Annotated in this window: 21 protein-coding genes; 13 read left to right on the forward strand and 8 right to left on the reverse strand. The window is 73.5% G+C overall.

The features are described from left to right. Positions 1 to 20: 20 nt before the first annotated feature. Complete coding sequence (locus ACIHCX_RS30180; protein WP_400034987.1) at positions 21 to 794, reverse strand: polysaccharide deacetylase family protein; 774 nt, start codon at positions 792 to 794, stop codon at positions 21 to 23. A gap of 403 nt (positions 795 to 1,197) precedes the next feature. Here ACIHCX_RS30180 and ACIHCX_RS30185 point away from each other — a divergent pair, with 403 nt between their 5' ends. The 6 genes from ACIHCX_RS30185 to ACIHCX_RS30210 are packed head-to-tail and all read left to right on the forward strand — an operon-like array spanning position 1,198 to position 6,588. After that, a complete protein-coding gene (locus tag ACIHCX_RS30185) occupies positions 1,198 to 2,652 on the forward strand; it encodes an ATP-binding protein (RefSeq protein WP_400034989.1) in 1,455 nt (484 codons plus the stop codon). A 9-nt stretch (positions 2,653 to 2,661) separates the two neighbouring features. Further along, positions 2,662 to 3,078, forward strand: coding sequence for a roadblock/LC7 domain-containing protein (locus ACIHCX_RS30190; RefSeq protein WP_400034991.1), 417 nt, complete (start codon positions 2,662 to 2,664; stop codon positions 3,076 to 3,078). After that, positions 3,075 to 3,434, forward strand: a complete 360-nt coding sequence (locus ACIHCX_RS30195; RefSeq protein WP_400034993.1) for a DUF742 domain-containing protein — start codon at positions 3,075 to 3,077, stop codon at positions 3,432 to 3,434. The genes ACIHCX_RS30190 and ACIHCX_RS30195 overlap by 4 nt, the downstream gene beginning before the upstream one ends. Further along, positions 3,412 to 4,017, forward strand: coding sequence for a GTP-binding protein (locus ACIHCX_RS30200; RefSeq protein WP_400034995.1), 606 nt, complete (start codon positions 3,412 to 3,414; stop codon positions 4,015 to 4,017). The genes ACIHCX_RS30195 and ACIHCX_RS30200 overlap by 23 nt, the downstream gene beginning before the upstream one ends. Continuing rightward, a complete protein-coding gene (locus ACIHCX_RS30205; RefSeq protein ID WP_400034997.1) occupies positions 4,014 to 5,276 on the forward strand; it encodes a cytochrome P450 in 1,263 nt (420 codons plus the stop codon). Before ACIHCX_RS30200 ends, ACIHCX_RS30205 begins: the two co-directional genes overlap by 4 nt. A gap of 46 nt (positions 5,277 to 5,322) precedes the next feature. Next, complete coding sequence (locus tag ACIHCX_RS30210; protein WP_400034999.1) at positions 5,323 to 6,588, forward strand: cytochrome P450; 1,266 nt, start codon at positions 5,323 to 5,325, stop codon at positions 6,586 to 6,588. Between the two features lie 148 nt (positions 6,589 to 6,736). Here the strand turns inward: ACIHCX_RS30210 and ACIHCX_RS30215 are convergent, their stop codons facing one another. Beyond that, the gene (locus ACIHCX_RS30215; RefSeq protein ID WP_400035001.1) at positions 6,737 to 8,155 is read right to left on the reverse strand and encodes a glycosyltransferase; all 1,419 of its coding nucleotides are present in this window, start codon (positions 8,153 to 8,155) and stop codon (positions 6,737 to 6,739) included. A gap of 964 nt (positions 8,156 to 9,119) precedes the next feature. Between ACIHCX_RS30215 and ACIHCX_RS30220 the strand changes: the two genes are divergently transcribed. From ACIHCX_RS30220 to ACIHCX_RS30240, 5 genes are all read left to right on the forward strand, one after another. Beyond that, positions 9,120 to 9,566, forward strand: a complete 447-nt coding sequence (locus ACIHCX_RS30220; protein WP_400035003.1) for a MarR family winged helix-turn-helix transcriptional regulator — start codon at positions 9,120 to 9,122, stop codon at positions 9,564 to 9,566. Next, positions 9,566 to 12,406 carry an AAA family ATPase gene (locus ACIHCX_RS30225; protein ID WP_400035005.1) on the forward strand — a complete coding sequence of 947 codons (2,841 nt, stop codon included), beginning with the start codon at positions 9,566 to 9,568 and terminating at the stop codon, positions 12,404 to 12,406. Before ACIHCX_RS30220 ends, ACIHCX_RS30225 begins: the two co-directional genes overlap by 1 nt. Positions 12,407 to 12,491: 85 nt before the next feature. Beyond that, entirely contained in the window at positions 12,492 to 15,257 is a 2,766-nt protein-coding gene (locus ACIHCX_RS30230; protein ID WP_400035007.1) for an AAA family ATPase, read from the forward strand. A 5-nt stretch (positions 15,258 to 15,262) separates the two neighbouring features. Further along, positions 15,263 to 18,064 (forward strand): ATP-binding protein, encoded by a 2,802-nt coding sequence (locus tag ACIHCX_RS30235; RefSeq protein WP_400035009.1) that lies wholly within the window; start codon positions 15,263 to 15,265, stop codon positions 18,062 to 18,064. A 722-nt stretch (positions 18,065 to 18,786) separates the two neighbouring features. Continuing rightward, positions 18,787 to 19,371, forward strand: coding sequence for a LuxR C-terminal-related transcriptional regulator (locus ACIHCX_RS30240; RefSeq protein WP_400035222.1), 585 nt, complete (start codon positions 18,787 to 18,789; stop codon positions 19,369 to 19,371). Positions 19,372 to 19,440: 69 nt separating this feature from the next. Here the strand turns inward: ACIHCX_RS30240 and ACIHCX_RS30245 are convergent, their stop codons facing one another. From ACIHCX_RS30245 to ACIHCX_RS30270, 6 genes are all read right to left on the reverse strand, one after another. Beyond that, the gene (locus ACIHCX_RS30245; protein ID WP_400035011.1) at positions 19,441 to 19,932 is read right to left on the reverse strand and encodes a hypothetical protein; all 492 of its coding nucleotides are present in this window, start codon (positions 19,930 to 19,932) and stop codon (positions 19,441 to 19,443) included. Further along, the gene (locus ACIHCX_RS30250) at positions 19,916 to 20,407 is read right to left on the reverse strand and encodes an RNA polymerase sigma factor (protein ID WP_400035013.1); all 492 of its coding nucleotides are present in this window, start codon (positions 20,405 to 20,407) and stop codon (positions 19,916 to 19,918) included. Before ACIHCX_RS30250 ends, ACIHCX_RS30245 begins: the two co-directional genes overlap by 17 nt. 153 nt (positions 20,408 to 20,560) lie before the next feature. Further along, a complete protein-coding gene (locus ACIHCX_RS30255; RefSeq protein ID WP_400035015.1) occupies positions 20,561 to 21,193 on the reverse strand; it encodes a class F sortase in 633 nt (210 codons plus the stop codon). Further along, positions 21,190 to 21,537: a sortase-dependent protein gene (locus ACIHCX_RS30260; protein ID WP_400035017.1), complete on the reverse strand. Its 348-nt coding sequence runs from the start codon at positions 21,535 to 21,537 to the stop codon at positions 21,190 to 21,192. The genes ACIHCX_RS30255 and ACIHCX_RS30260 overlap by 4 nt, the downstream gene beginning before the upstream one ends. A gap of 165 nt (positions 21,538 to 21,702) precedes the next feature. Beyond that, on the reverse strand, positions 21,703 to 22,821 hold the full coding sequence (locus tag ACIHCX_RS30265) for an amidohydrolase (protein WP_400035224.1): 1,119 nt from the start codon (positions 22,819 to 22,821) through the stop codon (positions 21,703 to 21,705). Positions 22,822 to 22,871: 50 nt separating this feature from the next. Beyond that, positions 22,872 to 23,948, reverse strand: coding sequence for a PP2C family protein-serine/threonine phosphatase (locus ACIHCX_RS30270; protein WP_400035019.1), 1,077 nt, complete (start codon positions 23,946 to 23,948; stop codon positions 22,872 to 22,874). Between the two features lie 212 nt (positions 23,949 to 24,160). Here ACIHCX_RS30270 and ACIHCX_RS30275 point away from each other — a divergent pair, with 212 nt between their 5' ends. Together ACIHCX_RS30275 and ACIHCX_RS30280 are read left to right on the forward strand one after the other, a co-directional pair. Further along, complete coding sequence (locus ACIHCX_RS30275; RefSeq protein WP_400035021.1) at positions 24,161 to 24,694, forward strand: GNAT family N-acetyltransferase; 534 nt, start codon at positions 24,161 to 24,163, stop codon at positions 24,692 to 24,694. A 90-nt stretch (positions 24,695 to 24,784) separates the two neighbouring features. Further along, positions 24,785 to 25,813 (forward strand): 6-phosphofructokinase, encoded by a 1,029-nt coding sequence (locus tag ACIHCX_RS30280; protein ID WP_400035023.1) that lies wholly within the window; start codon positions 24,785 to 24,787, stop codon positions 25,811 to 25,813. Positions 25,814 to 25,817 lie beyond the last annotated feature (4 nt).

Genomic DNA, 25,817 nt, shown 5'->3' on the forward strand with positions numbered 1-25,817 from the left:
CCGGACGGCAGGGGCGGGGCTCAGCGCACGGGGAAGCCGAAGGAGTAGCCCTGTTCCTTGAGCTGGGGGAGGATCCGGCGCAGGGCCTCGACGGTCTGGGAGCGGTCGCCGCCCGCGTCGTGGAACAGGAGCGTCGGCCCGTTGGGCAGCTCCCGCTCGACGGTGGCGACGATGGCGTCCGTGCCCGGCTGCTCGAAGTCCTTGGTGTCCACGTTCCAGCCCAGCGGGCGCATGCCCCGGGAGGCCGCCAGCTTGCGGCTGTAGGGGGTGAACGCCCCGCCGGGCGCCCGGTAGTACATCGGCCGTACGCCCCCGGACGCCTCGGTGATCATGCGTTCGGCGTCGAGTATCTCCTGCGACTGGTAGGCCTGGGACTTGGTGTCCATGGCGGTGTCGTGCGACACCGTGTGGTCGCACAGCCGGTGCCCCTCCGCGACCACCTTCCTCACGAGGTCCGGGTGCGCCTGCGCCTGCGTTCCCACCATGCAGAACGTGGCCTTCACTCCGTACTCCCGCAGCACGTCGAGCACCTGCGGGGTCCACACGGGGTCGGGGCCGTCGTCGATGGTGAGGTTGAGGCCGCGCTCCCCCGTGTCCGAGGCGTGCGCGATGGATGTCTCCACCGGCTTGACGCCACTGCCCGGCGTGGCCGACGCGGCCGCCCGAGGCAACGAGTCGCCCACGGAACCGGCCTGCGCGGTCCACACCGAGGCAGCTGCGGCCAGGACCGTCACCCCGAGGGCCGCCCCGGCCACCTTGCCGTACCAGCCCCGCCCGCCGCCGTGCCGTGCCATGTTCCGCCCCGCTTTCCCGCAGTTCCTCGCCGATTGCCGGTCGCCTTCCGACCACTTGGCAGGACGAGGGGCGACGGCCGCCGGATGCGTCCGTTACCGATCACGGACACTTCCGGAGGAGTTCGCGGACAACTGGGGTCCGATCCTCACACGGTCGTTCCGTGCGGCGCCCTTTGACGAAGAGTCACCGACCAGCTGCACCCGTTACGACGTGTGATCGACTGGTTCCGGCCACGGCATGTACGGAGCTATAGGCTTCTCCCGCACGGTGATCACGGCGGAGCAGGCAACCTCCACCTTCCTCTCAGCCGTGGTCCCGGCACAGGGGCGGGCTCTGCCGTTGACACGCGGTCGCGAACGATGGTCCCCGTTTCCTGTTGTCGACTCGTCTTGAGGGTGTTTCATGGCTCGCTCCCCAGCTCCCGCGTCGTATCAGCGCCCGGGCGGGCTTGTGTGGCCGGTCGTCCTGGCCGCGGCCGCCGCCTGCACCGCCGCCGTCTCCCTGATCGTCGGCGGAACGCGTACCGAATGGGCCGCGACGGGGGGCGCGGCGGTCCTGGTCCTGCTGGCGATCGTGGAGTGGGCGCGCCGTCGGCACCGTGACGCCATGGCTGAAAACGTTCGGCTCCGAAAGGAGATCCAGAAGCGCGAGGCCCAGTGGCGCGCCCTCTCGGCCAAACGGTCCGAGGCGCTGCGCGCCGAGATCGAGAACCTGGTGACGGTGCAGCTGCCCGCGCTGCTGAGCGACGAAGCGGTGCCCCCCGCGCACTTCGGCGACAAGGCCGACGAGGAGGCGGTCCGGGAGGTGGAGCGGGTGCGCGCCGCGGTGGCCGAGGCGGCCGAGGAGAACCGGGAGCGGCAGGAGACCCTGCGGCTGGCGGTGGTCGCCCTCGCCCGGCGGGTGCAGGCGGCGGCGCACCGTATCCAGGAGGGGGCGTCGCTGATGGCGGCCCGGCACCCGGGGAACGCCGACGTCCTGGAGTCGAGCATGGCGGTGGACCACTCCGCGGCCCAGCAGGCACGGCTGGCGCAGAGCCTGGCGGTGCTGTGCCGAGAGTGGCCGGGGCAGCAGTGGCAGAAGCCGCTGGCGCTGGTGGACGTGGTGCGGGCCGCCTCCGGCCGGATCACCGCCTTCCAGCGGGTGGAGGTGGCGGGGGACCCGGATGTGGCGGCCGCACCGCAGGTGGTCGAGCCGCTGATCCACCTGACCGCCGAGCTGCTGGCCAACGCCACGCAGTCCTCGCCGCCGCGCACCAAGGTGTCGGTGACGGTGCGCTCCGTGCAGCGGGGGGCCGTCGTCGAGATCGACGACGGCGGCGTGGGCATGGACGAGCACTCGCTGGCGAAGGCCGGCGAGGTGGCCTCGGGGCGCAGGCCGGTGGGGGTCGGTGAGGTGGGCGAGGTGCCGCAGACGGGCCTCGCGGTGGTCGGCGAGTACGCCCGCCGCCACGGGTTCGGTGTGGACCTGCTGCCCTCGCCGTACGGCGGGGTGCGGGCCGTGGCCCTGGTTCCGGCCGCGCTGGTGGAGATCCTGGATCCGGCGGGCACACGGCTTCCGGAGCAGCGTGGCCGCGCAGCGGCACCCGAGCCCTCGCGCGACCCCGCCCCCGAGGCCCGCGACGCAGCCGCCGGCGAGGCCACCGCGACGTCGCGGCTTCCGCAGCGGCGCTCCCCGCGGGGCACGCCGACGGCCGACTCCACGGTCGCGCGGCCGGCGGATGCCTCGCCGGCCCTGACGCCGCGGCAGGCGGCGGACTGGATGGGCGCCTTCTTCCACGGGGGACAAGGCGCGGACCCGACTCCGGACGACACCACCGGCGACGCCGGCGACAACGTCCGTAACAACACGCAGGAGTGAGGAAGAGCGATGACGCAGGACCCGCGCACGACGCAGGAGCAGAGCTGGATGATCGCCGACGTCACGTCGGTGCAGGGGGTGCGGCACGTCGTGGTGCTGAGCTCGGACGGGCTTCCGGTGACCTGGTGCGACCGCACCGACCAGGAGACCGCCGACCGGCTGTCCGCGGCCTGCTCCGGCCTGCAGTCCCTGGGCAAGAGCCTGGCGCAGGAGTTCGGCTCCGGAAACCAGGCGGTGCGCCAGCAGATGACCGAGTGGGACGGCGGCTTTCTGTTCATCCGCTCCGCCGCCACCGGCACGCACCTGGCGGTGGTCACCGAGGCCGTCGTCGACCCGGCCCTGGTGGCGCAGCAGATGCAGGCCCAGGTCCTCAAGCTAGGGGAGCGGGGGCTGGCGACTCCGGCCCGCCAGGAAGCCCAGGCATGAGCAGCCCCCAGGAGTACCGGGACGACCCGTTGCGGCCGTACGTGCTCACCGGGGGACGATCGCGGCCGACCCGCAACACCCTGCGGGTCGACACCCTGTTGCTGGCCGACCCGGACAAGCCTCTGCCGGTGTCGGCCAGCCGCCAGGACCGGGCGTTACTGACGATGTGCGCGCGGCTGCTCTCCCTCGCGGAGGCGGCCGCTCACCTGGAGCTTCCGGTGAGCATCGTCACCATCCTGGCGTCCGACCTGGTGGACTCCGGCCATCTGCAGGCGCGTTCGGGTATCCCCGCTGCCTCCTCCCCCGACCCGTCACTTCTTGAAGAGGTACTGCATGGGCTTCGCAAGCTCCGCTGACCGCTATCTGCCCCCAACCGTGCAGCAGCCGGTGAAGGTCCTCGTCGTCGGCGCCCTCGGCGTGGGCAAGACCACCCTGGTCGGCTCGGTCAGTGAGATCCGGCCGCTGCGCACCGAGGAGACCATGACCGAGGCCGGCGCGGGGGTGGACCGCCTGGCCGGCCTGCCGGACAAGCACACCACCACGGTCGCGATGGACTTCGGCCGTATCACCCTCAACGACCGCCTGGTGCTGTACCTGTTCGGCGCCCCGGGCCAGCGCCGCTTCTGGAACCTCTGGGAGGGCCTCGCCGAGGGCGCGGTGGGGGTGCTGGTCCTGGTCGACACCCGCCGCCTCGAGGACAGCTTCGAGGTGCTCGACCAGCTCGAACTGCGCGGAGACACCCCGTTCGTCGTGGCGGTCAACCGCTTCCCCGACACCCAGCGCTACAGCGAGCAGGATCTGCGGCAGGCGATGGACCTGCTGCCCGAGACCCCGATCGTGGAGTGCGACGCCCGTGACCGGACCGAGGCGATGGATGTGCTGATCGCCCTCGTCCAGCACGCGAGCGACCTCTCCCACGCGCGGAAGGCGGCCTCATGACCCTCTCACCCCCGCCGGGCTGCCCGGCCCACACCACGACGGCCGGGCTCACCTCCCTGTCCGACGCGACGGCGGCCGCCGATCCGCACAGCGTCTACCGCCGGCTGCGCGAGGAGTGGGGCGACGTCGCCCGGGTGGAGCTGGAACCCGGCGTGGCCGCCTGGCTCGTGATGGGCTACCGGGAACTGCTCACCATCACCCGCAACGAGCGGCTCTACTCCCGCGACGCACGCAACTGGGGCGACTTCCAGACCGGTGTGGTCGCCCCGGACTCCGGGCTCGGTCCGATGATGTTCTGGCGGGCCAATGTCATCGGAGCCGACGAGGAGGAGCACCGGCGGCTGCGCCGGCCGCTGGACGACGGGGTCAGCGCGATCGACCAGCGGCGGATGCGCCGGTCGGTCCAGGCGATGTGCGCCGACCTGATCGCCAACTTCGCCGGCCGCGGCAGCGCCGACCTGGTGGCCGAGTACGCGCAGTCCATTCCGCTGCTCGCCATCGCCGCCCTGTTCGGCCTGGACATGGACGAGCGGTACGAACTGCTGGCCGGTCTGGCGGCCCTGTTCGGCTCCGCCGACGACTCCCAGGCCGGCAACCGCCGGTTCGAGGAGATCCTCGCCGACGTCATGAACGCCCGCCGCAGCGCACCCACCGACGACCTCACCTCCGGGTTCCTCGCCCACCCCGACCTGCGCGACGACCCCGAGGTCCTGCAGTCCATGGTGGTGATGATCTCCGCCGGGCAGGAGACCACCACCATCTGGATCGCCCGCACCCTGGAACTGATGCTCACCGACCCGCGCTTCGCCGGACGGATGCGCGGCGGGCGCCTGGGCATCGACGACGCCCTGGACGAGGTGCTGTGGCGCCATCCGCCCATGACCCACATGCCCGCCCGCTACGCGCTGCGCGACACCGAGCTGGGCGGCCGGCGCATCCGCAAGGGCGATGCCCTGATCCTCGGTCTGGCCGCCGCCAACGGTGATCCCCGCATCCACGACGGCGACCCTTCGGCGGAGCCCGGAAACCGGTCCCACCTGGCCTGGAGCGCCGGCCCGCACGCCTGCCCCGCCCGGATCCCCGCCCGTCTGATCACCCGTACCGCCGTCGAGACCGCCCTGCACCACCTGCCCGACATCCACCTGGAGGTCCCCGCGGACGAGATCGCCCTGCGCCCCTCGCCGTGGACCCGCTGCCCGGTCTCCCTGCCGGTGACCTTCACCCCGCCCCTGTCCCCGGCCCCGGCCTGTAGGACATGATCATCTTTCGTACCGTCAGACCGCAGCACACCACCGGAGGTAGTGCATGACCGCCCAGGACGTCTCCGCCCACCAGGTGCCCTTGGTCCGCCTCGACCCGACCGGCTCCGACCACCACGGCGAGGCCGCCCGACTGCGTGAGCTCGGCCCCGTCGTCCGTATCGAGCTGCCCGGCGGCGTGCACGCCTGGGCGGTCACCCACCACCAGCTCCTCGCCGACCTGGTGGCCGACCCCCGGGTCAGCAAGGACTGGCACCGCTGGAACGCCATCCGCGACGGCGAGATAGCCGACGACTGGCCCCTGACCGGCATGGTCAAGGTCACCAACATGGTGACCGCCGACGGCGCGGAGCACCACCGGCTGCGCAGACTGGTCACCAAGACCCTGACCCCGCAGCGGGTCCAGGCCCTGCGCCCGCGCATCGTCGAGATCACCGAGGGCCTGCTGGACGCCCTGCCCGGGCACGCCCTGCCGGACGGCTCGGTCGACCTGCGCCACCACTTCGCCTACCCGGTGCCCATGCAGGTGATCTGCGAGCTGGTCGGCGTGCCCGAGCACGAGCGCGACGAGATGCGCGCCCTCGTCGACAGCATCTTCCGCACCGACACCACTCCGGAGGAGGTGCTGAACACCCAGCGGGACATCTACCTGCTGCTCGACCGGGTCGTCGAGGCGCGGCGCAAGGAGCCGGGGGACGACCTGACCAGTGCCCTCATCGCCGCCCGCGAGGAGGAGCCCGACACCCTCAGCGACGACGAACTGCTCGGCACGCTGTGGGTGATGGTCGCCGCCGGCCACGAGACCACCCTCAGCCTGCTGGCCAACGCCGTCCGGGCCCTGCTCACCCACCCCGAACAGCGTGCCCTCGCCCTCGGCGGCGACGCCGCGGTCTGGTCGGCGGTGGTGGAGGAGACCCTCCGCTGGGACGCCCCGATCGGCAACTTCCTGGCCCGCTACCCCCTGGAGGACATCGAGATCGCCGGCGTCACCATCCCCGCCGGCGAGGCCATCCTCGCCCCGTACAGCGCTGTCGGGCGCGACAGCGGCCAGCACGGGCCGGACGCGCACCGCTTCGACATCACCCGCGCCCAGGCCAGGCACCTCTCGTTCGGCCACGGGCCGCACGTCTGCGTGGGCGCGCCGCTGGCCCGGCTGGAGGCGAACATCGCGCTGCCGGCGCTGTTCGCCCGCTATCCCGACCTGGCGCTCGCCGTTGACCCCGGCGACCTCGTCCCCGTCCCCTCCATGTTCTCCAACTCGGTGCAGGCCCTCCCCGTCCACCTGGGCACGCCGAACTCCGACGGCGCCTGACCGACGGGCGCCCGACCGCGGCGGGCACCCGGCCACCAGGACCCCGCCGCGGTCGCCGCGGCGGGCGGCCACCACGGGTGAGCTCGGGCAGTGCCTCGATGGTGTCGGGGGCGGGACCCGGGCTGCCCGAAGGCCCTGGTCGGTCATCTCAGACCAGGGCCGGAAGGCCGAGGACGAGGTCGGCGGCGGCCGTCCGGCCGCCCGCGGCCCGCTGCAACGCGCCGATCCGTTCCGCGTTCTCGTGGAAGGACGGCTCGCTCAGCACCCGGGTGAGTTTGTCCACGACGTCGTCGGCGACGATGCTCTCCGGGTGGTCGAGGGTCAGGCTCACCCTGAAGTCCCGGCCGCGTACCGCCCGGTCGTAGCAGTCCACCCACAGGGGGCGTACGACCAGCGGCTTGCCGAAGTAGAGGCCCTCGTGGAAGCCGTTGCCGCCGCCGTGGGTGAAGAACACCTTGACGCTGGGATGGGCGAGGACGTCGAGCTGGGAGGGCACCCAGCTCTCGATGCGCAGGTTGCCCGGCAACTCGTCGGCCGCCGGCAGCAGATGCTGCTGTTCGGCGGGCAGCTTCCACAGCACCTGGTGCGCGCCGACCAGCCGGCGGGCCACCTCCACCAGGGAGCCCACCTGTTCCCGGGTCAGCCGGGTGACGGTGCCGAAGCCCATGTAGACGACGGACGACTGGTCGTCGAGCCACGTGCGCACCGGATCGTTTCCGGCGGTCTCCGGCAGGGGCGGCAGCACCGCCCCGACGAGGCGCATCTGCTCCGGGATGTCGCACGGGTAGTCCAGCTCCGCGACCGAGTGGCACAGCACCAGCTCGGCCTTTTCGATCCGGGTCATCGGGTGGGGCGGCGGCAGGCCCAACTTCTTGCGGACCCGGGCGTCCTCCGATCGCGCCCTGGTCATGGCCGGGTTGAGGAACATGGCCAGGGTACGGAACCTGAACAGGGCGTTGGCCACCCGCTGCGCCAGGTTCATCCGGCGCGGCAGCCCCGAGTGCGGGACGGGGAAGCCGGGCGGGGTGAGCCCCTTGGCGAAGGGACTGTGCGAGGTCAGCACCTTGCTGGGCAGGAACGGCACACTCAGCACGAAGGGGATGCCCCGTGCGACCGCCAGGTCCACGGCGAAACCGCTCATGCAGTCCACGACCACGAGCGTCGGCCGGACCTCGTCGACGATCTTCTGGAGCCGACGGATCTTCCCGGCCTGGAGGGCGGGCCTGTAGGACTGCCTGACGACGGCGCGGTGAGCCCGGAACCGGGAGGGCTGCGTGACCTTCCGGTAGACGTCGTCGGGCCAGGTCGCGGCGGACAGTTCCGGAATCGCCTCGCCGAGGGAGGCGAACCGGACCGGCGCGCGGTGCGTCGTCCTGCGCACGTCCTCCCTGCGGGGCTCGTCGGTGGCGAACCACAGGTCCTGCACGCCCTGGCGGGAGAGTTCACCGGCCAGCACCAGCAGCGGGTTCAGCAGGCCGCGCTCGGGACGGCTGACGAACAGGATCGGGCGGCGGGCGGACAGGGCGACCGGGTCGAACGCGCGCACGGTGCCGAACTCCTGGCTCATGTGCTCCCCTCCTCCCCTGAGGGGAGGAGTCGGCTCACGGCGTCCGGTCATCGCTGGTCTCCCATGGGGTCGGCGTCCCGGCCGCCGGGCGCGGGACGGGGCTGTCGGCGGACCCGTCGCGCCCATGATCACGGAGCGGTGTCCGGAAAAGCCCTAGAGCCGACTCCGCGCGGGCGCGGGGCGACGCCCGGGTGCCTCTCAGCGCCGTGGCGCGGAGGGGGAGGCGCGGTTTCCGAAAGGCGGGGGAAGTGTGTGGATTCAGGTCAATTGCATTTCGGTCATGAAGCGGGCGCGGCTCGGCGGGACCCTATTCTTGACATCATGGCAAGGCGGTGCTTCCGCTGCCTGGAGGGCACCGAATTGGCGCATTGCGCATTTCGTCCGAGAGTATTTGCCAACGGGAACATGGAGAGTTCGGCCGTACCCGTGCCTCCCGGGCATGGGTACGTGCGGGGGCGCGAGTGCGGCAGGGGGTGGTCCGGCCCTCCCGCGGTTCTCGCCGGACTCCCGCCCCTTCCTGGCCGGGGTGCGCTTCTCCTCCCCAAGTGATCTCACGCCCGGCGCCGGAAATTCCCTAGTGTCGAGCGTGCGGGCGGCGGCGGTGGGGTGGTGTGGGGGCGGTGTGTCCGAGGAGTGGGCGGCTCCGCATGCCGACGCGGCCGTCGTGGGAGCGTCGGTGACACGATTCAAGGTGTCGCCGGGGCGTGGTCCTCGGGGGAGAGGGGGGCTGGCGCCGGCCGAGTCCGGTCGGCCCTAGGGGGCCTGTCCACCGCGCGGCATTCAACCGTCGACCGGCTGCAGGATGTTAGCGGTTGCAAAGTTAAGTGTCAGGTGTGAGGGCTTGAGTCGTACGAACGCAGGCCTCGGTCCGCAATCCTATTCCGTTGGCCGGATACTTGGTGAATCGCATGCCTCTGACGGGGCAATAGCTGACTGGACAACTGTTCTGGCATAGAATCTTTGCGTGCCTTCCTCGGACCTGATCGACCACCCCCTTGTCGCGACGTACGGCCGCCTGGTGGAGACCCGCAGCCACCTCGAGCGGCGCCTGGGTGCGGCCATGCGGACGGAAGTGGGCCTGCCGCACCTCTGGTTCGAGGTCCTGATCCGGCTGGCCCGTTCGGAAAGAGGGCAGTTGACCATGAGCGCGCTGGCCGACCAGATCGTCCTGACCACCGGCGGGGTCACCCGACTGATCGACCGGATCCAGACGGCCGGCTACGTCGAACGCTGCCCCTGCGTCACGGACCGGCGGATCGCCTACGCCGCCATCACCGACGCCGGGCACGACGTCCTCGCCCGGGCGGCCGCCGGACACGTTCGCAACCTGCTGGCCACCTTCGCCCGGTTCAGCGAGGACGATCTGGCCACTCTGGACCACCTGCTCGACCGCCTCCGGAGTACGAGGTGATGCACGGCCGCGACCACGAGCTGGCCGCACTCGGCGCCCGGGCGGCCGCCGCGTGCCGCGGCGAAACGGGGTGCGCGGTCCTGACCGCACCGCCCGGCTACGGCAAGAGCACTCTCCTCGACGGCCTGCTGCGCGCACCCGTGTGCCGGGACATGACGGTGCTGCGGGCGCACTGCGGCGAGGCGGCCGGAGGCGCGGGAGCCTACGCGGGGCTGCGGGCCCTGTTCGCCCCGGCGGGCGCGCCGGCCCTGGAGCGCCCGGAGCCGGAACCGGGCGCGGACAACCCGGCCGTGTTCCTGCCCGGACCCGGCGGCACCCAGCGGTTCACCCTCACCCCCGCCTACCCGGTGTTCCGCCGGCTCGTCGGGCACGTGCTGCGGCTCACGGCGCGGCGGCCACTGCTGCTCGCCCTCGACGACGCCCACCACTGCGACGAACACTCCCTGCGCTGGCTGGAGTTCCTGCTGCGGCGGGCGGCCGGGCAACCGCTGCTGGTGGTCCTCGCCCGCAGTTCAGGGACCGAGCCGCGTGCTCCCCGGGCCTGGGCGGACCTCCTCGCCCACCCCGCGGTGTCCGCGATGCCCCTCGGGCCACTCGGTACGGACGCGGTACGCGCCCTCGCCGAACAGGTCTTCGGCACGCGGGTGCACCCCGAACTCGCGGAGCGCGCCGCCACCGTCACCGGCGGCAACCCGCGCACCGCGGCATGCCTGCTGCGCGAGCTGAGAAGACGCGGCGCGGCTCCCGACGAGGCCGGAGCACACCAGGCCTGGGAACTCGGCGGCGGTATGGCCGCACGGTCGGTGCGGCGCGTGCTCGACCGCCAGCCCCCGGGGGTCCGCAGGGTCGCCACGGCGATCGCGCTGCTGGGGAGCGCGCGGTCCCCGGAGCGCGTCGCGGTGCTGGCGGAGGTGGACCGCGCACAGACCGACGAGGCGATCGCCGTGCTGCGCCACGCCGGAGCCCTCACCCCCGACGGCACCGCGTCGGTGCACGAGACCGTACGCACCGCACTGCTCGAACCGCTCGCCACCGCCCAGACGGCCGACACGCACGCCCGCGCCGCGCTGTTGCTCAGCGACGCCGGCCATCCCGCCGAAGAGGTGGCCCGGCATCTGACGCGGCTGCCCGGCGCCCTGGAACCCTGGATGACCGCGGTGCTGCGGGACGCCGCGGCCCGGGCCGAGCAGCGCGGCGCCTTCGCCGAGGCCGCCGGCTGTCTGCGGCGGGTGCTGGAGGCCGAGCCCGACGACGGGGAGACCCGGCTGCGGCTGGCCCTCGCGGTGGCACCCGGCGACCCCCTGAGCGCCGTTCCGCTGTTCCGCGCGGCACTCGCCGGCGCGGCCGACACCCGCGCGCGAGCCGCGATCGCGGTCCAGTACGCCATGGCATGCCTGTCCGTGCCGCTGCCCGCCGTCTGCCGGGCCGAGATCCTGGGAGCCCTGGAGACCGCCGGGGACGCCCTGGAGTCCGGCCCCGAGCGCGCCCCGCACCTGCCCGACCAGGTGGCGGCCGTGCTGCTGCTCATGGGGCGGCGCGGGACCGGTGCGGTGGCGCGGGAGCACCGCGGTACGGCGGCGTCGTACCGGCCGCGCACCGACCGGCACCAGACGGAGGCGCTCGCCGCCCTGCGCACCGCGCTGGCCGGCCACTCCCGGGAGGCGGCCCTGAAAGGCGCCCGACGCGCGCTGGCCATGCCCTCCCCGCAGCAGCCGCCGTGGCTGCAGTTCACCGCCGCCGCCACCCTCGTCCTCGCCGACGAGACCACGGAGGCGCACACCGCGCTGGACACCATGCTGCGGCGCGCGGGCGACGAACCGACGGCCTGGGTCCGGGTGCTCGCCGGGTCCCTGAGGTCCCACCTGCTGCACCGTGACGGTGCCGTCCTCGACGCCGCCGCGGAAGCCCGCTCGACGATCGCCGCGGCGGGCCGGACCGGCGGCGAGGCACGGCTGGTGACCGCACGAGCGGTCCTGGCCTCGGTGCTCGTCGACCGCGGCGAGCCGCAGCAGGCCGAGCGGCTGCTGGAGCGGATCGGCCGCGCCGAGGCCAACGGCTCGGCCCTCGCCTGCCTGCTGTATCTGCACACCCGCGCCCGCACCCGCTGGGCGACCGGCCACCCCCGGCAGGCACTGCGGCTGCTGCGCGAATGCGGCGCAGTGCAGGAGACCGCCGGTGTGCTGAACCCGGTGCTCACCCCCTGGTGGGTGGACACCTGCCTGATCCTTGCGGCCATCCGGCCCGCGGAGGGCAGGGAACTGGCCGAACAGGGAGCCGAGCGCGCCCGGCGCTGGGGAACGCCGCGCGCCCTCGGGCTCGCCGCGCTCGCGGCGGGCGTCCTCACACCGGGCCGGGCCGGGCTCGACCTGCTCGCCGAGTCGGCCCACGAACTGTCCCGGTCGCCCGCGGTCTCCGCGTACGCCCGCGCCGAGTACGCGCTGGGCCGGGCCCTTCTGGTGCACGGCGACGAGGCCGGCGCCCGGGAGCGGCTGCGCAGGGCGGCCGGCATCGCGGGCGGCTGCGGGGCGCTCGCGCTGGCGGAGGCGGCCCGCAGCCTGCTGCTCTCCGCCGGAGGGCGCATGGGCCACGCCGCCGACGCGCCGACCGGAGGCCTGCTCACCACCACCGAACTCAAAGTGGCCGGGCTGGCGGTGTCCGGGGCCAGCAACCGCCAGATCGCGCAACGGCTGTTCGTCACGGTGCGCACCGTGGAGTCACATCTGACCAACGTCTACCGAAAGCTCGGGGTGCGCCGACGCGACCAGCTCGTGGACGCCCTGCGCACCCTGCACGGCCGCTCCTGGCCACTGCCGGGCCGGCCGGTGCTGGAAGGGGCGTGAGGGTGCGTCCGTAAGGGGGTTCGCCCGGCCCGGGACCCGCACACCGCAGACACGAACGGGGGCAGGAGGACAGGGTGAGTGACGGATGACGGGGGCAACCCCCTCTCCCCAGCCGCAGGACCAGGCGCGGCAGGCGCCGGCCACCGAGGACCCGCCGTCCCGCGTCCGGGTACGGGAGCGGGCCATGGTGGCAGCCGCCGTCGACGGGCTCGACACCTCGGGCCCGGTGCTCGTCACGCTGTCGGGCCGCAGCGGGTTCGGCCAGTCCTCACTGGTGCGCTGGGCCGCCGAGCGGGCCCACGAGTCGGGCCACCGGGTGCTGCGCGCCCGGGCGGCGCTGTCGGAGTCCGAGCTGCCGTACGCGGTGGTCACCCAACTGCTCGAACCACTCGGCAGCCCACCGGTGAACAACCCGGCACCACCGCGTGAGCCCTTCCCGGGGCTGGCCCGGCTGCTGCGCGCGGCGCGCGAGCGTCCGACCGTCCTCGCCGTCGAGGACGCCCACTGGCTCGACCGCGAGTCGTCGCACTGGCTCCAGGCGCTGCTGCGCCGGTCCGCCGGGGCACCGCTCGCCGTGGTGTGCGGAGGCGTCGACGCGGCGGCGGCCGATCCCGGGTGGCCGGGCGAACTCGGCTCCGCACCCGGCCCGGTCGCCCATCACCTGACCCTGGCCCCCCTGCCCCCGGACGAGATCGCCGCCGAGGTGGCCCGGGTCTGCGGACGGGCGGACGAGGCGTTCACCGCCGAGGCCGGCCGGATCAGCGGCGGACATCCCGCGGTGCTGCACGACCTGTTGCACCGGTTCGCCGCGCTCGGACACCGGCCGGCCGCGTCCCGGGCGCCGGTCCTGCGGGCGACCGGCTCCGCCGTGCTCGGCGACCACCTGATGAGCGCCGTGCGGCAACTCGGCGCCGAAGCGGGCGAGGTGGTGCGGGCGCTGGCGGTCTGCGGAGACCTGCTCGACTTCCCCCTCGTGCGCACGCTCGCACGCGCCGGCTCGCTCAACGAACGCCGACTGCGGACGGCCCTGGCGCTGACGGCCGGCATCCACACCCTGCCGAACGGCCGTCTGCGGGTCGAACCGGCCCTGCGAGTACGCGTGTTGGAGGAGATGATCGCCGACGACCGGACCGATCTGCACCTCCGGGCCGCCGAACTCGCCCACCGCTTCGGAGCCGGGGACCGCGCGGTGGCCGACCTCCTGCTCGCCGCGCGCCCGACCGGGTCCGCCTGGGCGGGCCGCACGCTGCGCCGCGACGCGGACCACGCCGTACGGGAGGGCGAGCACGACCGAGCCGCCGTGCTCCTCGCGCATGCCGCGCAGGAGGAACGGGACCCCGCCGAGCGCGCCGGCCTCGACCTCGAACTCGCCGCCGTTCACCTGGTCACCGAGCCCGAGGCCGCAGACCTGCGGATCGAGCGGCTGATCCGCACGCCGCAGCACCCCGCCGCCGTGCGCCTGCACGCCGCCGACCTCGGGCTCACCGGGGGCGGCACCGAGGTGGTGCGCCGGTCGCTCGCGGACGCGCTGACCGCCGCGACCGGGACCGAACGGGACGACCTGCTCGCGCTCTTCTGGGTCGCCGACCCGACCGGCCAGGGCAACGGCGCACCGTCCGTGCCCGCGGTGCCGCCCCTGCCGCAGCGTCCGGCCTCACGCGCGCAGGCCGCTGTGCGCGCCTGGCAACTCGCCCTGTACGGCGAGAGCCTCCACGAGGTCAGGAACCTGGCGCAGGCCGCCCTCACCGACGACCAGCGGCCGGACGGCCCGCTCATCCAGCCCGCCCTGGCGGCGTGCCGGGCCCTGTGCCTCACCGACGCGCTGGACGATGCCGAGTCCGGCCTGAACCGGCTGCTCGGCGCACTCGGTGGCAGCCGGCTCCGGCTCGCCGCCCCCCACATCCTCGCGCTGCGCGGCGAACTCAACATACGCCGAGGACGGCACGCCCAGGCCGAGCGCGACCTGGAGGCCGCCGAGCGGGGGGCGCGCCTGCTCGGCAGATCGGCCGCCCTGCTGCCCCATCTGTACGGCATCCGCGCCGTCGTGGACGTGGAGAGCGGCCGCGACGACGCGGCGCGCGAGCGGGCCGCCACGCCCCTGCCGCCCGCCGCGGAGGACAGCGAGCACTGGCCCCGCCTGTTGTTCGCGCGCGGAGTGGTCGCGCTGCGCGGCGGCAACCCCGCCGAGGCGCGCGACCAGTTCCGGGAGTGCGGCCGCCGGCTGCTGAGCCGCCATCACCTCAACCCCGCACTGGTACCGTGGCGTTCGCTGACGGCTCTGACCTGCCACACCCTGGGCGAGTCGGCCGAGGCCCGGCGTCTGAGCGAACAGGAACTGGCGCTCGCCCGGCGCTGGGGTACGGGCAGCACCCTCGCCTGGGCCAGGCTGACCTCGGTGCTGGTGACCGGGCGGAAGGACCGCCTGACGGACATCCGCTCCGCCATGGGAGAGGTCCGCTCGGCGCCGACCGGTCCGGAGTACGCCCGGGTCCTGGCGGAATACACGGCCCTGGAGATGACGGAGAGCGGCGGTGACCGGCGGATGGCCGCCCTGTCGCTCGCCGAACTGTGCGCGCTGACCGCCGCTCACCCGGCCGCCCCCATGGCGGTCAGAGCCCGGGCGCTGGCCGGAGCGGCCACCGGCACGGTGTCCGTTCCGGGCTGGGGCGACCTCTCGGAGGCCGAGCGGCAGTCCGCGCTCCTGGCCGGCCGCAGCAACCGGGACATCGCCGCGCTGTTGGAGATCTCCAGCCGTGCGGTCGAACTCCGGCTCGCCCGCGTCTACCGCAAGCTGCGGATCAACGGGCGCCAGGAACTGCGGGAACTGGTCCGCGCGATGGAAGGACACTGAACGCGATGCTGCTCGAACGAGGTGCCGAGCTGGCGGCGGTACGGCAGGCCCTGCGCGCCGCCGCCGAGGGCCGCTCTTCCCACATGGTGCTGTCCGGCCCGCTCGGCATCGGCCGTTCGGCGCTGCTGCACGCACTGCCTCGCTGCGCCGACGAGGGCGCGGTGCATGTGCTGCGGGCCCACGCCGCACCGACGGAACAAGAGCTCGCCTGCGGCGTGGTGCGCCAGCTGTTCGACAGCCTGCTCACCGCGGCACCGGGACCGGACCGGGAACGGCTGCTCGCCGACGCGGGGGCCGCACGGCAGGTGCTCGGCGACGACGCGGTGCCCGAACCCGGCGCCACGGACGGAACGGTTCTGCGCGATCTGCGCTCCCTGCTGGCCAAGTTGAGCGCCACGGCACCCCTGCTGATCCTCATCGACGACCTTCAGTGGGCCGACCCCTGGTCGCTGCGCTGGCTCGCCCATCTCCTCCCGCGGCTGGACGGGCTGCGGCTGCTGCTCGTGTGCACCCTGCGGGACGGCGACCCGGGCGTGCGCGACCCACTGGTGCACGAGGTGGTGAGCACCTCGGCCCGCATTCTGCGCCCCGCGCCCCTGTCCCCGGCCGCCACCGGGGAACTCGTCCGCGCGCACGTGGGGGACCACGCAGACCAGGACTTCGTCCGCGCCTGCCACGACCTGTCCCTGGGCCGCCCGCTGTTCCTCCTGCCCGTGCTGTCCGAAGCCGCCCTCACGGGTTGCCCGCCCGTCGCCGCGAGCGTCGGTCTCGTGCGCGCGGCGCACCCCGCGCACCTGCGTGACCGCTTACTCAACTGCCTGCTGCTCCAGCCGCGACCCGTCCGGGACACGGCGGCCGCGATCGCCACCCTGGCCGGGCACGCGGACCCCGCACTCCTCGGCCGCCTCGCGCGACTCGACCCCGTCGGCCTCACGACGGCGCTGCGCGTCCTGCACCAACTCGGGCTGACGGCCGCCGAGGACGAGGCGCGCTTCGTCCACCCGTCCGTACGGGACGCCGTCGAATGCTCGATGAGCGCCGCCGAACGGCAGCGCTGGCAGGAGGCCGCCGCGGGGGTCCTGTACGACAGCGGGCTCCCGGCGGAGCAGGTCGCCGCCCAGCTGGTGGCGATTCCGACGCCCGGGTATGCCTGGGCCGTCCCGGTGCTGCGCAGCGCGGCGGACACCGCACGGCGCAAGGGGAGTCCGGAACTGGCCGCCCGGTATCTGCGGCGGGCGTTGCTGGAAGCCGTCGAGCAGGACCGTACGCGGGCCCAGCTGCTGGTCGAGCTGGCCGTGGTCGAGCTGTCCTTCGATCCGCCGGCCGCCGAGTCCCATGTCGCGCAGGCGCTCCCGCTGCTGCCCACGGCCCGTGACCGTGCCGCCGCGGTGCTGCGGCTCTCGCCCTGTGTGACCAGCCCCGTGACCCCGTCGGGGGCCGCCCTGCTCAGACGCGCCGCCGACGAGCTGGTGGATCCGGGCCCGCGCGACGACCCCGACGGCGACGAGGCGCTGCGCCTGGAGGCGAGGCTGCGGTACATGCGGCTCGACGACTACGCCCAACTCGCCGACGCCGTCGGCAGACTGCGCGCCCTGGAGCCCCCGGTCCGTTCGCGCGGCGGCCGGGAACTGCTGGCCGTGCTGCTGCACGCGGCGACGCTGAGCGCCGACGGAGCGGCGTCGGAGGTCGTACGTCAGGCACGCGACCTCCTCGACTGGGAACCCGCGACCGCCGCCGGCGGTGGTTCGGTGATGCAGTTGGTGATGTTCTCCCTGGTCGGCGCCGACGCCCCGCAGGCCGCCGAGTCCTGGCTGAACGCGACGGAGCGGAGCGGGCGCGGGGCCGACGGCGGCGGGGACGGCGGGGTCGACGCCATGGGGCATGCGCGGCGGGCGCTGTTCCACATCGCGCGCGGCCGACTGCCCCAGGCCCGGGAACGGGCGGAGCGCGTCGTCGAACTGGCCGACACGATAGGGGAGGAGAGCCGTTGCTTCGTCTACGGTGTGCTGGGCGCGCTGGCGCTGTCGGCGCGTGACGTGCAACTGGGTTCACGCATCGTGGGCGAGGCGGCCGGCCGGTCCCTCGGTCCGGTCCCGACCGCACTGCTGAGCCTGGTCCGGATGGCGGAGCAGGCCCAGGGGGGCGAGGCCGGGACGGCCCTGGAGACGGCCCTGGAATGCGGTCGGCAGCTGGAGTGCGCGGGGTGGCGCAATCCCGTGCTCTTCCCCTGGCGCCCTTGGGCGATATCCCTCTCCCACCAGCTCGGCGACCATCACCTGGCCCGGACCCTGGCGGCGGAGGAGTACGCGCGGGCGAGGGAGTGGGGAGCGCCGGTGGCCATCGGCCGGGCGCTGCGGCTGCGCGCCCGCACCGACGGGGCGGACGCACGGGTGGAGCTGCTGCGGGAGGCCGTCGGGACACTTCGCGAGTCCGCCAACGGACTGGAACTCTTCATGGCCGTGCGGGACTTGGGACGACTGCTGGGGGACGGCGCCGAGGCGCGTGAGGCGTTGCGTGAGGCCGGTGAGCTGGCGGAGTCCTGCGGCGTTCCCTGGCTGCCCGGACCGGGAACGTCGGAGGGGCGGCCCTCCGCGCCGGCCGTACGGACCGTACTCACCCGTACCGAGAGCCGCGTGGCATCCCTGGTTGTCAATGGCCTCACCAATCAGGAAATTGCAGCTGAACTTCAAGTGAGCGCCCGCGCCGTGGAAAAGCATCTGACAAACTCCTATCGTAAACTCGGCATTGCGGGCAGGCGCGAGCTGGCCGCAGTTCTCCAGGAAACCGGGGTGCATGCGGCCGGATGACCGGGCATTCGGTCCCGGTGTTCCCTGGAAGTCGTCTCTGACCTGCGGTTTCGTTACCGTACCGAACCTTGTGGGCGGTGTTCGGGCGGCCGACCGAACCTTCCCCCGCAACTCCACAGAATCGGCCGGATCGGGCCGGTTCACGTTGACCCGATCACCGTGGGCTCTCTAGAGTTCCCGGTGTGGTTCCAGTGGTGAATGGCGAATTGAATGGTCCGCAAAACCGCGTCCTTCTCGGCCTTCTTCTTCCCCGGGAGAGGAGCGCGAGAGGAGAGGGGAAAGCGCCGGAGGATCGGCGGGTTTCGTGACCAGGAGACCACGAAGACCACGGGAACCCGATACCTGTTCACCCATCACATGAGTACTCACCGCTGCGCGGACCGACGTTCGGTGACGGCGCCGAGAGGCCGCTGTCCGGCAACGTTGTCAGACGCGTGAGGCACTGCCCGCCGCCAACGTCGGTGTGCGCCCCTCCCTTCGGGGGCGCCCGGGCGCCGTCGTGCCGAACCGTCCCGTCGGGGCCCGGGAGGACCGGGTCCACCGCACGCGGAGTACAACCCCCCACCGCACGAAGGGCGATTATGCCGCAGGTCACCAACTCCCGACGTGGGACGAGCACCCTCACGTCCACCCTTGCCTCTTCGGGGAAGGGCCGTGCACGCGACCTCGTCGAGGGCGGCGGATCGCCGCAGACCGCGTTGCCCGACGAGGGCCGCCTCACCATGGCCCGTCTCGACCAGACCCTGACCATCCAGCAGGTCAGTGAGGGATTCTTCTGGCAGTTCGGAGGCTCGTCCGCGGAGCTGTGCGGCCGGACCTTCAGCGACCTCGTCCACCCCAGTGTCCAGCAGCCGCTGATGCGGCAGTTCACCGGCCTCATCGAGGGCCGGCGTGATCGCTTCGTCACCGACGTCATCGCGGTGGGGCGGGACGACGCCACCTTCACCGTCCCGCTGACGGCGCTCATGGTGCGCGGCGGTCTCCCCGACGAGTCCTCGATCCTGGTCATGATGCCCGGCGCACAGGACGACGCGGCCGACTCGGAGGTCGTGGGCGGACGCGGCAAGAAGCTGCTGAGCCCGATCGACGCCCGGATCCTCGAAGGCATAGCCTCCGGACTCTCCACGATCCCGCTCGCCTCGCGACTGCACCTGAGCCGGCAGGGCATCGAGTACCACGTGACCTGTCTGCTGCGGAAACTCCGGGTGCCGAACCGGGCGGCGCTGGTCTCCCGCGCGTACTCCATGGGGGTGCTGAAAGTCGGCGTCTGGCCGCCGAAGGTGGTCCAGGACTTCATCAAGGACTGACGGCGCGGCGCGGCCGCTGGTGCGGGCCGGGGATGCCCCGGCCCGCACGCGTCTGTGAACGGACCGTCCCTAGCGGGGAGTTACTGTTCCGGGCGTGCGAAGCACCCGGGACACCTCGGCGGCCGGTGTCGGACGGACCGGGTCGGGCACGTCCGGGCCGGGGCTGCCGGTTGTCGCGGCGCGGTTCGGGGTGTGCGGGATCGTCCTGGTCGCCGGGTCCTCGAGGGGGCGCGGGGTGACGGAGTCCGACGGGCGTGCCGTCGGTGCGGTCGTGGGGCTGGGGGCCGGTGCGGTCGCGGGAGGCGGCGGAGCCAGCGGAACCGTGGGCGTGGCGGGGGAGGAGGGAGCCGACAGAAGCGGCGGCAGTACGACGACGGCGGCCGCCGCACAGGTCAGGGCCGCTCCGGCCGCGGCCCGCAGCAGCCTGCGGCGGCCGGCCGCGCGACGGATCGCCTCGTAGCGGCCCGGGGGCGGCCCGAGACGGTCGGCGGGGGGCCGCAGGAGCACCGTGAGCGGGTCGTCGGGCGCGAACTCCGGGTCGTGGTCAAAGCGAGGGGTCAAGGCTTCTCCTGAGGTGGACGCGGAGCAGTTCTCGGGCCGCATGGAGATCGGCTTTGACGGTGCCTTCCTTGCGTCCGGTCAGCACGGACACCTCCCGGATCGGCATGTCAGCGTAGTAGTGGAGAAGGATCGGGACGCGCAGTCGTTCCGGCAGGGACTGCACGAGCAGGCGTACCGACGGGTCCGTCTGCTCGGAGTGGGGGCGGATCGCGGCCTCGGTGGTGGCGCGGCGCACGGCGCGGCGCTCGCGTTCCTGCTTGCGCCAGTGGTCGCGGACGATGTTGGCCGCGGTCACATAGAGAAACCCGTGGGGCTCCTCGACGGACGTCCAGCGGGCCCAGAGCCGGGTGAACGCCTCTGAGGCAATCTCGTGGGCCGTCTCGTCGTCGTCGACGAGCCGGCGGCACCAGCCGGCGAGGCGCGGGTACAGGGCGGCGAACAGTTCGGCCGCTGCCTTGTCGCGGGACCGTTTCAACGCTCTCCAGAGTCGGGGTGCCGCGTCGGGCACGTGTGTGCGGGGAAAAACGGTGGGGCTGCGGGCGGGTCGGCGGCTCCTGGAGGAAGGATGCCGGGCCGGCGGTGTCGTGTTCCGCCGGCCCGGCCGCCGTCGTGGAGCCGGTCGTCGGCGTCAGGGGGCGGTGGCGCCGAGGGTGGCGAAGACGATCACGTTGTCGCGGTAGCCGTCGCCGTCGCGCGGGCCGCCGCAGGTGATGAGCCGCAACTCCGGGCGGTCCACGTTCCCGTAGACGTCGTCGGTCGGGAAGCGCGCCTTGGCCACCGTCCGTACGGAGGTGACGGCGAACTGCGCCTGTGTGCCGTTCTCCAGGCGGGCGACGATCGTCTCGCCGGTCCGCAGCCGGTCCAGGTGACGGAAGACCCCGTCGCCGTAGGGACCGACCGTGACATGGCCGAGGACGACCGACGGTCCGAGCTGCCCCGGTGTGGGGGAGTGCCGGTACCAGCCCGCCCGGTCGTGTGCGGTGACCGGGGGCACCTCCACGGTGCCGTCCCGTTCCAGACCCAGGCTCAGCAACGGGGTGTCGACCCCGATGGCCGGGATCAGAAGCCGGACCGGGACCGAACGCCCCAGTGGACGCGGGGAGTCGGCGGCGCCCGGGGTGCTCGGCGTGCGGTCGGCCGTGTTCGGGGCCGCGGGGTGGGCGGTCGCGGTCACGGACCGGCCGCCGACCGCGCCTTGGCAGCCCGTGAGCAGCGCGGTCAGCGCCGCGGTTCCGAACGCGCGCCTGGAGAGCGGTGTCATGCGCCGGTCGCCCGGCGGCGGCGGACGGCGAGGACGGCCCCGCCGGCCGCGACCAGCGCGATGCCGGCGCCGCCGCCGATGAGGCCGTCCCGCGAGCCGGAGTCCTGGGCGGGGGTGGTCACACCCGTGTCGGGCGCGCCGGCCGGCACCGCGCGGACCTGGTCACCGGCCGGGGCACGGGTCGGTTCGGCGATCGGCGCGGGGGTCGCCGAGCCGGCCTCGGCGGGCGTGGTGGCCCTGGAGGGGACCGGGGAGGGAGCGGCCCCGTCGGCGAAGGCGGGTGCGGTTCCCGCCAGCACGGCGGTGCAGGCGGCTGCCGCGACGGTGAGGATGGTTCGGCGCATCGGATCGCTCTCTTTCGTCGGCGCCCGCCCGCCGGTCGGCGGGCGGGCGTTGGCGGATCGAGCGGAGAGACGAGGCGGAGCAGGGGCAGGTTGTAAAGGGATGGCAAAGTCGTGTGGGATCCCGGCTCCGGGCGGCGGGTCCGGTGGGATGCGGATGCGGCGGCGTCACGCGCGTTGCGCGTGCCGGTGGTGTGTCCGCGCCTTTTCGCGCAGGTCCGCGCTCACCAGGACGTCCGCGGCCGTGCACGCCAGCGCGCCGGTCACCGCGACGAGCGTGTCGCGGGCCCGCGGGGAGGCACCGGCCGCGGCGAACTCCGGGGTGTGGTCGGATCCGTCGTCCATGATCGCGACGAAGGGGTGGATGGCGGGCACGCGCGCGCTGACGTTGCCGATGTCCGACGACCCCAGGTGGATGCCCGGCACGGGCGGTGTCAGCGTGATCCCGGCCCGTGACAGGTGCTCGGCGAACCGTTCGGACAGTACGCCGCTGTCACGGAAGTGCTCGTAGCGGACCGTCGTGCGCTCCACCTCGGCCCTGGTGCCCGTGGCCAGGGCGACGCCCTCGGCGCAGGCACGCAGGTGCCCGGTCAGGTCCTCCAACGCTCGGGTCGTCGCCGCGCGCAGGCCGAACAGCCCCTCCGCGTACTCCGGGACGATGTTGGTGGCCGTGCCTCCGTCGGTGACGATGCCCTGGACGTGGGAGGCCTCCGGCAGGCGCCGGCCCAGCGCGGTCAGCACGCTGAACAGCTCCATGAGCGCCAGGAGCGCGTCGACGCCCTCGGCCGGGTTGCCGGTGGGGTGCGCGGCGCGGCCGTGGAAGGCCACCCGGTACTGCACCGACGCGGTCAGCGGCGCCCGCGTCCAGCCGTACACCCCCGGGTGGAACATCAGCGCGGCGTCGACACCGTCGAACACACCGGCCTCCACCTCCAGGACCTTGCCGCCGCCGCGCTCCTCGGCCGGGGTGCCCACCGCCGTCACGCACCCCGCCGAGCCGTCGAGCACCGTGTCCAGCGCGAGCGCCGCTCCCAGGCCGGCGGCCGCGATCAGGTGGTGACCGCAGGCGTGCCCGAGGCCGGGCAGCGCGTCGTACTCCAGCAGCAGCGCCACGGCGGGGCGGCCGTGACCCGAGCGGGCGGTGAAGGCGGTGGGCATGCCGGCCACCCCGCGCTCCACCGCGAAACCGGCCTTCTCCAGCTCACCCGTCAGCAGGGCGGCGGCCCGATGCTCGGCGAAGGCGCATTCGGGGTCGGCGTGCAGCCCGAGGGCGACCTCCCACAGCATGTCCGCCCGTGCGGCGACCTCCGCGCGAAGCCTGTCGTGGAGGCCGGCGCTCACGTCGTCGCGTCCTGCGTGACCGACGGGAGCCGGGCCGGCGGCGCGCACATGACCGCGATGGCCGCGGCGTCGTCGGCGAGGCGGCCCCCCACGTACGCGAGGAGGTCGCCGCGCAGACGCCGGAGCACCTCCTCGGGTGTGCCGTCGCCCCACGCGGCGAGACGCTCGGGCAGCAGGTAGAAGGCGCCGGAACGGTCACGGGCCTCGATCACGCCGTCGGTGTACAGCAGCAGCAGGTCACCCTCCTCGAAGGTGAACTTGTCGAGGGCGTACTCGCCGACGTTGAACTCGCCGAGCCCGAGCGGCGGCGCCGACTGGCTGCGGTCGAGCTGCGCCACGGTGCCGTGACGCAGCATCAGCGGCGGGGGGTGCCCGCAGTTGACCACCTCGACGCAGCCGCCGTGGTCGGGGACGTCCAGGAGCACCGCCGTGACGAAGCGCTCCTCGCCGTTGTCCTGGCCGCTGTGCGGATCCCATCTGACGCTGCCGTCCAGGTGTTCCGCGAGGGCCGGCAGGCTCTCCTGGCGGTGGGCGAACCCGTAGAAGGACCCGAGCAGCAGCGCGGCGTCCCCGACCGCGGGCAGCCCCTTGCCCCGGACGTCGCCGATGAGCAGCCGGGTGCTGGTGCGGGTGCGCGCCGCGGCATACAGGTCTCCGCCGATCTGCGCCTCGGCTTCGGCGGCGAGATAGACCGACGCGACCGTCAGCGGCCCGATGCGGTCCGGCAGCGGCCGCAGCAGGACCTTCTGCGCGGTCTCGGACACGGAGCGGACCTGGCTCAGCACGCGCCGGTGCCGGTCGCGTACGGCCGTGAAGACGACCACCACGATGGCGCCCGCGGCCAGCGCGGCGATCTCCCCGTCCCGGCCCGAGACCCCCACCGTGTGCTGCAACGAGGCCACCAGGAGCCGGGCACCCACGGCCAGGACACTGACCAGCGCGGTGAGCCTGGGCCCGGCGAACGCGGCGGTGACGGCGGGCGCCGCCATCAGCAGCGGTCCGAGTTCCACGTACGGCGGAGTCAGCGCGTCCGCGAGGGCGATCAGCGCGATCATCACGAACGGCAGGGCCACCAGGGCACGCCTCGGTTGTCCCCGCACCGTCGCAGCCACTTTCCAGTGATCCAGAAGCCAGGACATGGGCTGAGCCGCCGTTCGGATCCGTAAAAGGCCCATACCCGACCATAGTGACAAGAATTGCGTGGGGGTGGGCGGAGGGAGAGCGGACCCGGGCACCGGGCACCGGGGGCCTGGCCGCGCGCCGACGCGAACGGGATCATGTCGCCATGACTGATCACCTCCGTCCCACCCCGCCGGCCGTGGTGCGGCTCACGCGCTACTCACAGGCCGAGCAGAAGGAGATCCTCGGCGAGGGCGCGGATCCCTTCGGCGTCGCGTACGCCGGACTCACCTGGCTGCCCAAGGAGCACCACTTCGGCGTCAGGCTGGGAGACCGCCTTGTGGCCCATGCCGGGCTGCTCAGACTGCCCCTGTCGATCGGCGGCGACAGCACGGAAGCGGTGGGCGTCGGCGGAGTGGCCGTCGCACCGGACGTGCGGGGCCACGGACTGGCGCGCCGGGTGATCGCGGCGGCCCTGGACCACGCGCGGACGCTGGGACCTCGGCACGGACTGCTCTTCTGCCGGCAGCCTCTCGTCCCGTTCTACGAACGGCTCGGCTGGCGGGCGCTGGACCAGGACGTGCACGTCGAGCAACCCGGCGGGACCGTGCTGATGCCGCTGCGGACCATGGTCACGCCACTGCACGACGGGGCGGCCTGGCCGACCGGCCCGGTACGCCTGCTGTCGTTCCCCATGTGACGGCGCCCGACGTCACCTCGCCCGGCGGACGTGCCGTGCGTCCCGTGGCCGGTGGGTCCAAGCTGGAGGGAGATCTGCGAGGGAGTGGCCATGCGGGTGGGAGTGCTGACCGGAGGCGGCGACTGTCCCGGTCTGAACGCGGTGATCCGCAGTGTCGTGCGCAAGGGTGTGCAGGAGTACGCCTGGGAGTTCGTCGGGATCGCGGACGGCTGGGGCGGCGCCGTCAAGAACATGACCCGTCCCCTGGACGTCGCGGCCGTGCGCGGGATCCTGCCGCTCGGCGGCACGATCCTCGGCTCCTCCCGCACCAACCCGCTCCGGCTCGACGACGGCGTCGACCGCGTCCGCGAGACCCTCCGCACGCACGGGATCGACGCCCTCGTGGTCATCGGCGGAGAGGACACCCTCAGTGTCGCGAGCGCGCTGTCCGACGCGGGGGTCGACCTGGTCGGCGTGCCCAAGACCATCGACAACGACGTGGGCGGCACCGACTACACCTTCGGCTTCGACACCGCGGTCGGCATCGCGACCGAGGCCATCGACCGCCTGCACACCACCGCCGAGTCGCACAAGCGCACGCTGGTCGTCGAGGTGATGGGGCGCCACTCCGGATGGATCGCCCTGCACGCGGGCGTCGCGGGCGGCGCCAACGCCATCCTCATCCCGGAGGTGGAGTTCGACGTCGACCGGGTGCGCGCCTGGGTGGAGCGGCGTTTCGAGATCAACTACGCGCCGATCGTCGTCGTCGCGGAGGGGGCGGTCCCGCGGGCCGGGCAGATGGTGGTCAAGGACGAGTCGCGCGACGAGTTCGGGCACGTGCGGCTGTCCGGCATCGGCGACTGGCTGGCCCGGGAGCTGGAGAGCCGTACCCGCAAGGAGGCGCGCACGACGGTGCTCGGCCACGTCCAGCGGGGCGGTACGCCGTCCGCCTACGACCGGTGGCTCGCCACCCGCTTCGGACTGCACGCGGTGGACGCCCTCAGGGACGGCGCCTTCGGCACGATGGTGGCACTGCGCGGCACGGACGTCGTACGCGTCCCGCTCGCGGAGGTGACGGGCACGAACAAGCTGGTCCCCATGGAGCTGTACGAGGAGTTCGACGTGTTCTTCGGCACCTGACGCC

Source organism: Streptomyces sp. NPDC052043, assembly GCF_044548235.1.
Taxonomy (GTDB): Bacteria; Actinomycetota; Actinomycetes; order Streptomycetales; family Streptomycetaceae; genus Streptomyces.

Coding starts and splice junctions, on each gene's coding strand:
- ACIHCX_RS30180 (WP_400034987.1), bottom strand. CDS start 794: ATGGCACGGCACGGCGGCGGGCGGGGCTGGTACGGCAAGGTGGCCGGG.
- ACIHCX_RS30185 (WP_400034989.1), top strand. CDS start 1,198: ATGGCTCGCTCCCCAGCTCCCGCGTCGTATCAGCGCCCGGGCGGGCTT.
- ACIHCX_RS30190 (WP_400034991.1), top strand. CDS start 2,662: ATGACGCAGGACCCGCGCACGACGCAGGAGCAGAGCTGGATGATCGCC.
- ACIHCX_RS30195 (WP_400034993.1), top strand. CDS start 3,075: ATGAGCAGCCCCCAGGAGTACCGGGACGACCCGTTGCGGCCGTACGTG.
- ACIHCX_RS30200 (WP_400034995.1), top strand. CDS start 3,412: ATGGGCTTCGCAAGCTCCGCTGACCGCTATCTGCCCCCAACCGTGCAG.
- ACIHCX_RS30205 (WP_400034997.1), top strand. CDS start 4,014: ATGACCCTCTCACCCCCGCCGGGCTGCCCGGCCCACACCACGACGGCC.
- ACIHCX_RS30210 (WP_400034999.1), top strand. CDS start 5,323: ATGACCGCCCAGGACGTCTCCGCCCACCAGGTGCCCTTGGTCCGCCTC.
- ACIHCX_RS30215 (WP_400035001.1), bottom strand. CDS start 8,155: ATGAGCCAGGAGTTCGGCACCGTGCGCGCGTTCGACCCGGTCGCCCTG.
- ACIHCX_RS30225 (WP_400035005.1), top strand. CDS start 9,566: ATGCACGGCCGCGACCACGAGCTGGCCGCACTCGGCGCCCGGGCGGCC.
- ACIHCX_RS30230 (WP_400035007.1), top strand. CDS start 12,492: ATGACGGGGGCAACCCCCTCTCCCCAGCCGCAGGACCAGGCGCGGCAG.
- ACIHCX_RS30235 (WP_400035009.1), top strand. CDS start 15,263: ATGCTGCTCGAACGAGGTGCCGAGCTGGCGGCGGTACGGCAGGCCCTG.
- ACIHCX_RS30240 (WP_400035222.1), top strand. CDS start 18,787: ATGGCCCGTCTCGACCAGACCCTGACCATCCAGCAGGTCAGTGAGGGA.
- ACIHCX_RS30255 (WP_400035015.1), bottom strand. CDS start 21,193: ATGACACCGCTCTCCAGGCGCGCGTTCGGAACCGCGGCGCTGACCGCG.
- ACIHCX_RS30260 (WP_400035017.1), bottom strand. CDS start 21,537: ATGCGCCGAACCATCCTCACCGTCGCGGCAGCCGCCTGCACCGCCGTG.
- ACIHCX_RS30265 (WP_400035224.1), bottom strand. CDS start 22,821: ATGCTGTGGGAGGTCGCCCTCGGGCTGCACGCCGACCCCGAATGCGCC.
- ACIHCX_RS30275 (WP_400035021.1), top strand. CDS start 24,161: ATGACTGATCACCTCCGTCCCACCCCGCCGGCCGTGGTGCGGCTCACG.
- ACIHCX_RS30280 (WP_400035023.1), top strand. CDS start 24,785: ATGCGGGTGGGAGTGCTGACCGGAGGCGGCGACTGTCCCGGTCTGAAC.